This is a genomic window from Phytobacter cepae (assembly GCF_054165735.1).
Window position 1 is genome coordinate 4706927 of the sequence record NZ_CM135107.1, and the last position, 12530, is coordinate 4719456.

The 12530-nt window shown below is 54.1% G+C and carries 10 protein-coding genes and 1 tRNA gene; 7 read left to right on the forward strand and 4 right to left on the reverse strand.

Annotated elements, in window-relative coordinates; genetic code table 11:
- Window positions 1-32 precede the first annotated feature (32 nt).
- The 3 genes from cutA to ACUY4Q_RS22085 are packed head-to-tail and all read left to right on the forward strand — an operon-like array spanning window position 33 to window position 2724.
- On the forward strand, window positions 33-356 hold the full coding sequence (cutA, locus tag ACUY4Q_RS22075) for a divalent cation tolerance protein CutA (RefSeq protein WP_458044787.1): 324 nt from the start codon (window positions 33-35) through the stop codon (window positions 354-356).
- Entirely contained in the window at window positions 332-2101 is a 1770-nt protein-coding gene (locus ACUY4Q_RS22080) for a protein-disulfide reductase DsbD (RefSeq protein WP_458044788.1), read from the forward strand. The genes cutA and ACUY4Q_RS22080 overlap by 25 nt, the downstream gene beginning before the upstream one ends.
- Window positions 2102-2148: 47 nt before the next feature.
- Window positions 2149-2724 (forward strand): transcriptional regulator, encoded by a 576-nt coding sequence (locus tag ACUY4Q_RS22085; protein ID WP_458044789.1) that lies wholly within the window; start codon window positions 2149-2151, stop codon window positions 2722-2724.
- Here the strand turns inward: ACUY4Q_RS22085 and ACUY4Q_RS22090 are convergent, their stop codons facing one another.
- Both ACUY4Q_RS22090 and ACUY4Q_RS22095 read right to left on the reverse strand, forming a co-directional pair.
- Window positions 2725-3297, reverse strand: a complete 573-nt coding sequence (locus tag ACUY4Q_RS22090) for a LysE family translocator (RefSeq protein WP_458047418.1) — start codon at window positions 3295-3297, stop codon at window positions 2725-2727.
- Window positions 3298-3365: 68 nt separating this feature from the next.
- Entirely contained in the window at window positions 3366-4211 is an 846-nt protein-coding gene (locus ACUY4Q_RS22095; protein ID WP_458044790.1) for an AraC family ligand binding domain-containing protein, read from the reverse strand.
- A gap of 182 nt (window positions 4212-4393) precedes the next feature.
- Between ACUY4Q_RS22095 and ACUY4Q_RS22100 the strand changes: the two genes are divergently transcribed.
- Both ACUY4Q_RS22100 and ACUY4Q_RS22105 read left to right on the forward strand, forming a co-directional pair.
- Window positions 4394-4469, forward strand: a tRNA-Phe gene (locus ACUY4Q_RS22100).
- A gap of 674 nt (window positions 4470-5143) precedes the next feature.
- Window positions 5144-5509, forward strand: a complete 366-nt coding sequence (locus ACUY4Q_RS22105) for a 5-carboxymethyl-2-hydroxymuconate Delta-isomerase (RefSeq protein WP_458044791.1) — start codon at window positions 5144-5146, stop codon at window positions 5507-5509.
- On the opposite strand, the gene ACUY4Q_RS22110 is transcribed toward ACUY4Q_RS22105, so the two are convergent.
- Window positions 5510-6349 (reverse strand): alpha/beta hydrolase, encoded by an 840-nt coding sequence (locus tag ACUY4Q_RS22110; protein ID WP_458044792.1) that lies wholly within the window; start codon window positions 6347-6349, stop codon window positions 5510-5512.
- 199 nt (window positions 6350-6548) lie between these two features.
- Here ACUY4Q_RS22110 and ACUY4Q_RS22115 point away from each other — a divergent pair, with 199 nt between their 5' ends.
- Window positions 6549-9431 (forward strand): autotransporter family protein, encoded by a 2883-nt coding sequence (locus ACUY4Q_RS22115; protein ID WP_458044793.1) that lies wholly within the window; start codon window positions 6549-6551, stop codon window positions 9429-9431.
- 130 nt (window positions 9432-9561) lie between these two features.
- Entirely contained in the window at window positions 9562-10524 is a 963-nt protein-coding gene (locus ACUY4Q_RS22120; RefSeq protein WP_458044794.1) for a nickel/cobalt transporter, read from the forward strand.
- Between the two features lie 40 nt (window positions 10525-10564).
- On the opposite strand, the gene proP is transcribed toward ACUY4Q_RS22120, so the two are convergent.
- A complete protein-coding gene (gene proP, locus ACUY4Q_RS22125) occupies window positions 10565-12067 on the reverse strand; it encodes a glycine betaine/L-proline transporter ProP (protein WP_458044795.1) in 1503 nt (500 codons plus the stop codon).
- Window positions 12068-12530 lie beyond the last annotated feature (463 nt).

The following is a 12530-nucleotide window of genomic DNA, read 5'->3' on the forward strand; positions in this document are numbered from 1 at the left end:
ATAGTCCCCTTTTCGCTGAGAAGAGGTTAACGATGAACACGCCTGATGCTGTTGTTGTACTCTGCACCGCCCCGGATGAAGCCACCGCCCAGGAGCTGGCGGCAAAAGTACTCGCCGATAAGCACGCCGCCTGCGTAACCCTTCTTCCTGGCGCGACCTCCATGTATTACTGGGAGGGCAAACTGGAGCAGGAGTACGAGGTACAGCTGTTGCTCAAAACTGACGTCGCCCATCTGGAAGACCTCTTCGCCTGCATCAAATCACATCATCCTTACCAGACCCCAGAACTGCTCGCTTTACCGGTCACTCACGGAGACTTTGACTACCTCTCATGGCTCAACGCATCTTTACGCTGATTCTGCTGTTATGCAGTACACCTGCTCTTGCCGGGCTGTTTGACGTCCCCGGACGCTCGGATTTTGTGCCTGCGGATCGGGCATTTATGTTCGATTTTCAGCAGCAGGCAAGCGACCTCAACCTGAACTGGCAGATAAAAGAGGGCTACTACCTCTATCGTCAACAAATTAACGTTACCCCCGCGCAGGCCGAGGTTGGCCCACTACCGCTGCCCACGGGTGAGTCCCATGAGGATGAGTTTTTCGGTAAGAGTGAGATTTACCGCCAGCGGTTAAACCTGCCGGTCACGATTAACCAGGCGGCAAAAGGCGCGACGCTGACGGTCACTTACCAGGGCTGTGCCGATGCCGGGTTCTGCTACCCGCCGGAAACCAAAGTGATTCCGTTGAGTGAGGTTCGCCCTCACCCTACCCCTCTCCCCCAGGAGAGGGGACAAACTGTTGCAGCGTCAGAAAACAGTGCCCAGCCTGTCCCCCCTCGCCCCTCCGGGGAGAGGGCCGGGGTGAGGGGCAATGACGACACGGCTCCAGCCACGCTGCCCTTCTCTGCCCTTTGGGCTTTGCTTATCGGCATCGGCGTCGCCTTCACCCCCTGCGTCTTACCCATGTACCCGCTCATCTCCGGCATCGTCCTTGGCGGTAAACAGCGGCTCTCGACGGCGCGGGCCCTCATGCTGGCGTTTATCTACGTTCAGGGCATGGCGCTCACCTATACCGCACTCGGCCTGGTGGTTGCCGCCGCCGGGCTACAGTTCCAGGCTGCACTTCAACATCCTTACGTGCTGATTGGCCTGTCCGTGGTCTTTATTCTGCTGGCGCTGTCGATGTTTGGCCTGTTCTCTCTCCAGTTGCCCTCTGCCCTGCAAACCCGCCTGACGCTGATGAGCAATCGCCAGCAGGGGGGCTCGCCGGGCGGCGTTTTTGCTATGGGTGCCATCGCCGGGCTTATCTGTTCCCCCTGCACCACCGCGCCGCTGAGTGCCATCCTGCTCTATATTGCCCAGAGCGGTAATCTGTGGCTCGGTGGCGGTACGTTGTATCTCTATGCCCTCGGCATGGGATTGCCACTGATTCTGGTGACGGTGTTTGGCAACCGACTGCTGCCCAAAAGCGGGCCGTGGATGGCGCAGGTCAAAATCGCCTTTGGCTTTGTGATCCTCGCCCTGCCGGTGTTCCTGCTGGAGCGTGTGCTGGGTGACGACTGGGGGCTGCGTCTCTGGTCGCTGCTCGGCGTCGCCTTCTTCGCCTGGGCGTTTATTTCAAGCCTTGGGGCAACCCGCCCGTTAATGCGCATCCTCCAGATCCTTCTGCTCGGCGCCGCCCTGGTCAGTGCGCGTCCGTTACAGGACTGGGCATTCGGGCAACCCGTTACTGGAAGTCAGGCGCATCTGCCGTTTACCACGATCAAAACCGTCGACGACCTTGATCGGGCGCTGTCGCAGGCGAATGGCCGCCCGGTCATGCTGGATCTCTATGCCGACTGGTGCGTGGCCTGTAAAGAGTTCGAGAAGTACACCTTTAGCGATAAACAGGTACAAACAGCCTTGCAGAACACGCTGCTCCTGCAAGCCGATGTGACACGCAATAACGCGCAGGATAAAGCCCTGCTGCAACATTTACAGGTACTGGGTTTACCCACCATTGTGTTTTTTGACGCGCAGGGTCAGGAGCATCCGGCACAGCGTGTCACCGGATTTATGGATGCCCCCGCATTCGCCGCGCATTTGCGCAATCTGGCCCCGTAAACAACACTTGGTGGGGAAGCCGGTTTCTGAAGACGAAGGAGTTCATCGTGCAACGTGAAGATGTTTTAAATCAGACGCTTCAATTATTTGAATTAAAAGGCATTGCTGATACAACACCGGAAATGGTCGCTGAGCGTATCGACTATCCGCTGGATGAGTTTCAGCGCTTCTGGCCGGATAAAGAGGCGCTGTTTTATGACGCTCTTCGCCATCTCAGTCAACAGGTCGAGATTTGGCGCAGGCAGTTGTTACTCAACGAATCGTTGAGCAAAGAGCAAAAGCTTCTCGCCCGCTATGGCGCATTGACGGATTGCGTGAGCAACAACCGCTATCCTGGCTGCTTGTTTATTGCTGCCTGTACCTTTTACCCGGACCCCGATCACCCGATACATCAGCTGGCTGAACAGCAAAAGCAAGCTGCCTTTGCTTTCACCCACGAGTTGTTGACCCAACTGGAAGTGGATGATCCCACCATGGTGGCTAAACAGATGGAGCTGGTGCTGGAGGGCTGCCTGAGCCGGATGCTGGTTAATCGCAGCCAGACCGACGTGGATACTGCTCATCGGCTGGCGGAAGATATTCTGCGCTTTGCCTGCTGCCGTGCTGGCGGTGCCTTGACCTGATCAGCCGATAAACCCCATCCAGGCTGACAGTAGCAGACACAGTGCCATCACCCGCTGAAAGATAATCAGTGATGTCGCCGTACGAAACAGTCGGTTAACCGCTTTGCCAAGCAGCGTCCAGGCGCACAGGCAAAGCAGGGAAATAACCAGAAAGCTCAGCGACAGCAGCGAAACATCGCGCAGTGGATGTGCGCCTGCTGGCGCGAACAAGCTCACGATCGCCAGCGCCATCATCCAGGTTTTCGGATTAATGAGCTGCAACATGGCCGCAGATCGTCCGCTAAACGGCGCCCCGGCACTGCCGTGCAAATTGGCCGCCGGGGCGGTGAACAGCTGCCAGCTCATCCAGCTTAGCCAGAGGGCGCCCGCCCAGCTCATAGCCTCACGTATCAGCGGGTGGTCACGCAGTATTTCCCCTGCCCCCACACCGGAAATAAAAACAATCAGGCTCGCCGCCACGCAGGCCCCCATCACCGCAGGCAGGGTCGCCTTAACGCCATAGCGCTGGCTGCTGGTGAGAATCAAAATGTTAGTTGGGCCGGGGGTTATCGACGCCACGAAGGCAAAAAGCATAAACGGCAGGTAAGTGTAGAAGGTATGCACAGTCGGGACTCCTTATTCTCCGTGCTGTGACTGTCGCGCTATTTACTAACACCGTCTGGAAGATTTGTGCAGAGTTTTCGGTAATGGGCGGGAGAGAGGCGATAAGCGCGCTGGAACCAGCGCCCGAGGTGGCTTTGATCGGCAAACCCCAGCGCGGCCGCCACGCTCGCGGGCTGCTCTCCCCGTGCCAGCCTGCTGCGGGCATTGGCCAGCCGCAGTTGAATAAGCCAGGCGTGGGGCGAAAGGTGGAACTCACGTTTAAAGCAGCGCGTCAGGGTGAAGCGATCGGTACCGGTTTCACGCGCCAGATCCGACAGGCCGATATTGTCCCCCATGTGCGCGTGCAAATAATCACGTGCGCGATGCGCCACTGCGGCGCTTTGCAACTGCGACGGCAGGCGCTTTCGCCATTGGGTATGCCGGGTAAGCTGACCAAGCAGATTGTCCATCGCACTTTGCTGAACAATCCGCATCTCTTCGCTATGCAGAGAATGAAAGGTTTGCGAAATAGCGCCGGCGAGCAGCGGCTCGCGCGCCATCGTGCGAGAAAAATGGAGCGAATAGCTGGAGGGCACCGAGTCGTATAATCCACGCAATGTTGAGTTCAGCCACCCTTCATCAAGGTAGAACGTCAAGTAGGTAAAGCCCCCTTCCACCGGCGCGTCGCCATCATGAATCTCACCGGGTTCCAGCAAGAATGCGTCACCCGGCACGCTGCGATGGCGTTCACGGCGGCAATGGAACTCCTGAGTGCCGCTCAGGGTAATACCGACCAGATAGCTGTCATGCCAGTGCGGATCGTATGCGTGCCCCTCAAAGTGGGCACGAATGGTTTCAATACCGGTATCAGCATGTTGCCGTAACTCCAGCCAGTCATTTGCCATATTGCCTCCGCTATCCTCGTGAACAGCATGACCTGCCCACGCTGAAAAAATCTGGAAGATTTGTGCAACACGCCGCTATTTGGCGCAGAATCGCTCAGACTGCCGCAAAGTTGAGCAACTGAACAGCATTTTTTGAAATAGAGTTGACGCCTTACAGCGATTAAGGTTTAATGCGCCCCGTTGCCCGGATAGCTCAGTCGGTAGAGCAGGGGATTGAAAATCCCCGTGTCCTTGGTTCGATTCCGAGTCCGGGCACCACTATTTAGAAGAACCCGCCTATGGCGGGTTTTTTGCTTTTGGTTTTCCAGACTCTCCCTGAGGACTGAGGAATCCCCAGTAATATTACGTTTTACAGCGATAACACCGCGCCATGAGAATAAAACAGTCACCGCGATGACTGGGTCCGGCTGAAAATCGACGAAGCGTATCCGTAAGGCCGGGGCGCCGCGCAGGGATGCGCGGCGAGGGCGACTTTACAGGGACGTTACCTGCGCCCGTCCCCGATAAGCCTGAAGGAATATGCGTAGTGGACCGCGCCAGCGGCGATTTTCCTGGCCGGGAGCCCGGGTCGCCAGGGTGGTGGCGGTGAACCACCCTGGCACGTTCACAGGTTCTGGCGTTATAGAAAAGCAAGGAACATAAGGTGAACGGAATGACCACCAGAGCCGCATGTTTCCCCTCACCCTTGCCCTCTCCCCAAAGAGGAGAGGGGACTGTCCGTGCTCGTATTATTTTGTGGGGATCTCTCAGCCCTGAGGGAGAGGGTCGGGGTGAGGGGGAAAATGCACATCATCTTTCCCGCATGCGGCCCCGGCATTTGCCTAAATCTTATCCCTGAAACCTGGTTACCCTTCCCTGCTCCCTTACCCTCGCTTGCTTTCACGCCACCACCTGACGTATACATAAAAGCCTGTTTCTTACAGGGAAATCCCATGCCTAATATTCTCATGCACTACACCGCCAACCTGCCCGCACAGGATAAGCTCGAAGCTTTTGCCCAAAAGATACACACTCTGCTCGCACCCGTTTTGGTCACCGACGTCGGCAATTTCAAAACCTTCTTTATTCCCGTATCCCGCTACGTCTCAGGTGAAGGCATTGCACACAAAGCCTTCCTGCAAATCGACTTTCGCATGCTACCGGGGCGCAGCCCGGAAGTGAAAAAAGCCGCTGCCGATATCGTGCTGGCGCAGGCGGCTGAACACTTCTCCGTTGAGAACGGCGTAGAAACCAACATCACCGTTGAGATTGGCGATATCGATAAAGAGAACTACCACAAAGTAATCATTAACCCGTAATCACTGACACTTCGGCAGCGTCGTCAGCAATACCGGCCAGCGCGCTGCCCAGTCTGAACCATGCTCCATGCCCGTAACCTCCACGACCTGTACACATCGTTTACCGGCCACCTGCTGGAATCGTCTTGGTACTAACGTTGGAACCGTGGTGTCTTCAGTGCCGCTAAAATGCATCTGCGGTAACGCAGATAGATCTGAAGCTACATCTATTGCGCTGAGTGACTCAGGCATTGGCGTGACGTGATGCAACGCATTAACGTACGCAACATCCAGATTCCCGGCGACCGTGCGCAACGAACGGACATCATGACGACGTGCTGCAAGCAACGCAGCGAGGGTTGCCCCGCCTGAATATCCCACCAGCTCTAATTGCACGCCCGGATACCGATTAGCAAACGTTGTGAGCGCTTCATCCATCGCGCTGACCACCTCCGGCGCAAAGCGTTTGTCCGTCCACCAGGCTGTTGTACAAACGGCGGGCAGCGGAAGATCAGTGAACTGGCAGGGGCGGGCCAGATAAAGGATGTTGGGCGACGGATCCGCAGCCGCGAGTTTTAATCCTACCGGGTTACGCGGTGTCGGGTCATCTGAAGGGGTTGAGCGATTAACCCAGGCGAAACCATCGCCTTCGATATAAACCCGCAAAATGTTAACAGGCGCTGAAGTTTTACTTAAGGCGCGTAGCACAAATGTCTTAGTTTGTAAATTTTCACTGGTAAGACCAGTTATTTTTGTGAGCGCATCAACATTTGCCTGACGATTGGTAGTACCACATCCGCTTAATAAAAAAACCATAGCAATCAACAAAAGACTTACTTTCTTTCCTGATTTATTACGCATTAAGCCTTCTCTTTGCAGGGTTTTATCATGCATAAAATGGCATTGTTATAGCTTGTAGTGAAGCTTAAACATCATTTAGCACGGATTGTGTTTTTTGCAACCAAATGTATATTCTGCATCTGGATAAATATCAGACGAATCTGAGATCCAATTTCACCAACACCAGGAATCTTTTAAAAATATAACGCAACGGTACATCATGAAGAAATTACGACTCGGCCAGCATGGTTCATTGCTGGTGGCACTCACCTCTGCGCAAGGATTGCTGGCGACTTATGCTCACGCCATTACAACGAATGAAACTATTAGCACAGCTGTTAGTACAAGTCGTGAAATTTCATTTACTTTCGATAATTTAGATATTACCAACCAGGGTTCATTGATTGCTTCTGGATTTTCTGCAATCCAGGTGACTTACGATGGAAACCTCAATTATTTAAATAATGCGGGCACGATTTCCGGCACCAGCGGATATTCGGTCTATAACGCTGGCACTATCGGTACGATTGCGAACAGCGGCACGATTGCGAACGCCAGCACCTATGGGGCGATCTACCTTGAAAACGGTAGCCAGACTGACCTTATCAGCAACAGCGGGCTGATTGGCGACACCAGCAGCAGCAACTATGGATACGCCATTCATAACTATGGCTATATCAACACGCTGAATAACAAAGCCGATGGCACCATTATTGGCGCTATGGGTCTGTATAACAACGGATATATCTACCAGGTCGAAAACGCCGGTATCATTTCCAATAATAATAATGGTCACTCAGGTGACAGTGCTATTTTTAACGAAGGCAGCATTGATACCATTGTTAACACCGGAACGATCTCTTCCAATTACAGCAATGGTCTGGTCGGCGGCAGCGTTGCCATTCGAAATTATGGCAACATTGGTACACTGAACAACAGCGGAACCATCAGCAGCAATTATTTCGGCATTTTAAGCGACAGCACACAATATAATGCCATTGGCCAGATCATTAATAGCGGGCTAATTAAAGCACCGCAGGCCATTTATACCTATAATAACAATAGCTTTAGCGACGCTATAAAGATTACCAACAGCGGAACTATCGCCGGTAATATTTATAATTATGGCGCAACGCCGATCGTTATCTCCGGCGGCAAGAACGGGCAAGGCGTACTGACAGGTTATAATCCAGGCGCAACCGGGTATATCTTCACCAACGGCGGAAACGTGACCTTCAGTTCCGGTTCATTACTGTTGAACAACCATGTTTATGCCTCGGGGGGGACGGTCCTTAACGACGCTGCACGTCTTCAGGTGAACGCGCCGCTTATCATTTATGGCAATTATCACCAGAATGCCACCGGCTCCCTGATTCTGGGCGTCAGCGATGGTGCTAATGCCTCTGAAGACACGACGACGGCCTCTGGCTACGGTCGTCTTACGGTGAACGGTGCCGCAACGATCGACCAGGGTTCCCACATCTCGCTGGCCCGTACAGGCAACACTTACTCGTTTGCCACCGGTCAGCGCTATGTGGTGATCAGCGCAAACAGTGCCGATACTCAGTACAACGCCAGCAGCCTGAGTTATAAAGCCGAGGGCTATAACGGTGCCGTGAAGGGAACGGAAGTTAACGACGGCACGCGCAGCGCGTTAGTGCTGAGTCTGGAAGAGGCGCCGGTTATCGTTACCCCGCCGCAGACATCCAAACCGACGCCGGTGACCCCAGAGCCTGTTACGACTCCTGTTACCACCACCCCGGCAACACCGGTGGTTACCACCCCGGTAACGACGGAACCGACCACAACGGCACCGGCAACGCCTGCCGTCGAAACGCCGGTTGTTGTCACGCCCGTTGAGGCGACGCCGGTGGTGGCGACCCCTGTTGCTGTGGCACCGATTGTTGTGACACCGATTGCCGTGACGCCAGCGCAGCCGCAAGCTGAGCCGGTAAAACCAGTCCTGAAAAACCGGGCAACCACGGAGGGCGCAACGTCAACACTGACCGGCCTGACGCAGTATTCCGGTATTTCTCCGCAACTGTTGGAGTTGTATAACGCCTCACTGGCCATTAACGGTATCTCTGAAGCAAACCGTGTTGGCGAGCAACTCTCCTCCAGCCAGAACATCAATGCCAGTACTGCCACCGGCACCGCAGTCACCAAAGCGATGAGTGTTGTCGGTAACCACATGAATACGGCGCGGAATCCGCAAACCGCGGGCATGAGCGGCGTTTCTACCGGTGATGCTTATGATGAGTGGGCCTTCTGGGGTCAACCGTTTGGTGGCTTTGCCCGTCAGGACAGCTCTCGTGAAGTCAGCGGTTATAAAGCGAAATTCGGCGGTCTGCTGCTGGGCGCCGATCGTGCCCTGGGTGACAACTGGCGTGCCGGTGCGGCGGTGAACTACAGCAACACCTCCGTTCATGGTACCGGCAACCTGAATAACGATCGCTCGACTGCCGATAACTACGGTGTGATTGGTTACGCTGGCTACACGGGCAACCCGTGGTACCTGAACCTCTCTGCCGGGGTGAACCGTCAAAACTACGCGTCGACGCGTCATGCTGACTTTACCGGCTTCTCTGGTCGTACAAATGGCAAGTTCAATGGTCAGTCCGTGACGTTGCAAACTGAGCTGGGCTATCCACTACAGCTGCCTGCCGACGTCGCACTAACGCCGATGGCGACGCTCACTTACGGTTATCAGCATATTGATGGCTACAAAGAGAGCGGCGGTAATGGTATGGCACTGAATGTCGGCAGCAGCCACAATCAGTCGGTAACCAGCGATATCGGTGCCCGCGTAGAAAAGACCTTTGATACGCGTCTTGGCAAACTGACCCCGTTCGTGCAAGCGTCCTGGATTCATCAGTACGACGATCGCCAGATGAGCAGCACGGCGACCTTTGGTGCCGATACTCTTGGTGAAACGCAGTTTACGACTAAAGGTGCCGCGCCGGTGAAAGACATGGCCGGGATTGCTATCGGCAGCACATTGTATAACGCGAAGGATCTGACCCTTGATGCGCGTTACGATCTGCAGGCAGGCGAGCGTTACCAGGCGCATACCTTCAGTTTACGTCTGCGCAAAACCTTCTGATCCTCCTCAGACGGGAGCCATTTGGCTCCCGTTTTTCTTCCTCACACTTGTTCGCCACCGCCGGTTCTCTGGAGCGAACCCAGAGCAGCACCTATACTGCCCTTATGGTCTCCCCATCCCGCCTGACACTATGACGACGCAAACCCTGACCCGCCCCTGGCGCGTACCGGGCGCCATCGCGCTGGTACTGCTTGTTATCTTCGCCGCCGTGGCCTTACATACCCATTGGGCCGATTTTTTGCAGTGGTGTCTGAACGCGCAAATCACGCTGCATCGTTACCTGGTGATGTATCTGCTCCAGCTTAATAATCATCAGTACATCGGTGGACTCTGGCTCATGTCAGGTGCCTTCTTTTATGGCGTACTCCATGCCATTGGGCCGGGGCATGGCAAATTCATTGTGGCGACCTACCTGACCACCAATAAAGAGAGTCAGACCGCCGCACGCGTGATTCCCTTTCTGGGCAGCCTGATGCAGGGCGTCAGCGCGATCCTGTTTGTCTTCATTCTGGCGGTAGGGTTCAACCTTGCCTCAGGCGATCTCAGTCAAAGCCGCTGGTATGTGGAGAAAATCAGTGCCGTGATGATTGGCGGGTTTGGCTGCTGGCTTATCTGGCAGGCGGCGAAAAGTTTAAGACCGAAAAAACCACAAATCACCGGGTTACGGCCGCTTGCCGCGGAGCTTGCCCATGATATGGACTGCGGCTGTGGGCAACACGGTGTCGGCATTAGTGCGCAGGGCGACTGGAAAACGCGTCTCGGTGTGATTATGGCCATCGGTGCCCGTCCATGCAGTGGTGCCATCATGATCTTGCTGTTTTCTAATGCGCTGGGGATCGTGAGCTGGGGCATGGCGGCGGTGATGACGATGTCGTTTGGCACGGCGCTGTCTATTATGGGCCTGTCGCTGGCCGTCCGTTATGCCCGTAATAGCACCGCGACTTTCTTCAGCCGGGAGTCCGGACAATTCCCCTGGCTGCTTCCGGCAGTGCGTATTGCCGGTGGAGTGGTCTTACTGCTTTTTGCGGTCGTGCTGTTCTTAACCGTGATTCCGGTCAGTGCCAACGGCGACTATATTGCTGCGGGGTGCTGACAGATAAACAAAAGCCCGGTTCTCACCGGGCTTTATTCACTTACTCGTCAATCTTCGGATGCTGCTGAACAAGTCGCGTACGCTTCTCCTGAAGTTCTGCGATCTCTTGATCAATATCCTCGATTTTCTGTTCGATATTGTCGTGATGCTCTTGCAGGATCTCTCTGGCTTCATGAATATCCGATGCCGCAGGCGTTGCCCCTTTCAACGGTTTATTGGCCGTCTCTTTCATCGTGATACCGGTAATCAGACCAATAACTGCGACCACCATCAGATAATAAGCTGGCATCATCAGGTCAGAGGTCGATTCTACCATCCAGGCGGTGAGCGTAGGCGTCAGGCCGGCGATCAGTATGGAGATGTTAAAGGCACTGGCCAGCGCACTGTAACGCAGGTGCGTCGGGAACATCGCCGGCAGCGTAGACGCCATCACACCGGTGAAGCAGTTGAGCACCACCGCCAGCATCAGCAGGCCCGCAAAAATCAGGCCGATAACGTTACTGTTAATCAGCAGGAACGCCGGAATCGCAAGCACAAAGAGCGCTACGCTGCCTAACAGTACGAACGGACGGCGACCAAAGCGGTCACTCAACAGACCCATGATCGGCTGAACAAACAGCATACCAATCATAATAGCGATGATGATCAGCACACCATGGTCTTCAGAGTAATGCAGGTTGTGAGACAGGTAGCTTGGCATGTAGGTCAGGAGCATGTAATAGGTGACGTTAGTTGCAATCACCAGACCGATACAGGTCAACAGGCTACGCCAGTGCTTGGTCGCAATCTCTTTGAAGGACACTTTCGGGCCTTCCTGCAATCCCTGACGATCGCCCTGCTCAAGTTTATCGACATGCTGCTGGAACGCGGGTGTCTCTTCCAGCGCATGGCGCAGGTAGAGGCCAATCAGTCCAAGCGGCAGCGCCAGGAAGAACGGAATACGCCAGCCCCAGTCAAGGAAATTCGCTTCACCGACAATGGTGGACAGCAGTACAACAACACCTGCCCCCAACACAAAGCCCGCAATAGAGCCGAAGTCCAGCCAGCTACCTAAAAAGCCGCGTCGTCTGTCCGGGGAGTACTCCGCAACAAAGATAGACGCACCGGTATATTCTCCGCCCACCGAGAAGCCCTGCGCCATCTTACAAAGCAGCAGCAGGATGGGTGCCCATATGCCGATGGATTCGTACGAGGGAATCAGACCAATACAGAAGGTACTGACTGACATAATAACAATAGTGATCGCGAGAATTTTCTGACGCCCGTATTTGTCACCGAGCATCCCGAAGAATAACCCGCCGAGCGGACGAATAAGGAAAGGTACAGAGAAGGTACCTAACGCTGCTATCATCTGTACGCTGGGATCGGCATCAGGGAAAAACACCTTGCCGAGGGCGTAAGCCACAAAACCATATACCCCGAAGTCAAACCACTCCATCGCATTACCCAGCGATGCAGCGGTAATAGCCTTACGCAATTTCCCATCATCTATAATGGTCACATCGCGCAAGGTGATGGGTTTAACCTTTTTCCTTTTTAACATAGTTTCCTCTTTTGACTTTCGCCCATTACCGCCCAGCTTTATTCCACAGTAACGCCAGGCGTATTCCGCCGCATCTTGCAGCGTCCTTATTCAAGCGTAGCAGGTTTACTTACACGGACTGGTTACAGCCTGTACAACCGAACCTGTTGACGCCTGCGCGGGCATTAAACGACTCCTTTTTACCCTAACAGGGTTTAAAAAGGTGATCAACTTCACATAAATAGTCCATGTGACTCTCAACACACTTTCCATAACGTAAACATTTTTTTCTCAAAACCTCGTTTTACTTAACGGGAAATTCCGTTCAAAAAATATAACCTTTTCCCTGCACCCTCCTGAGAACTATCAGCCAATAACGCGCGTTATTATTACTTTGCTAGCCATGCTCATTACATAATTCTTCACAAGCCATTTACAGTAATTTTAATTATTGGAGTCTTTAGAAATCTTTACACGGAATATG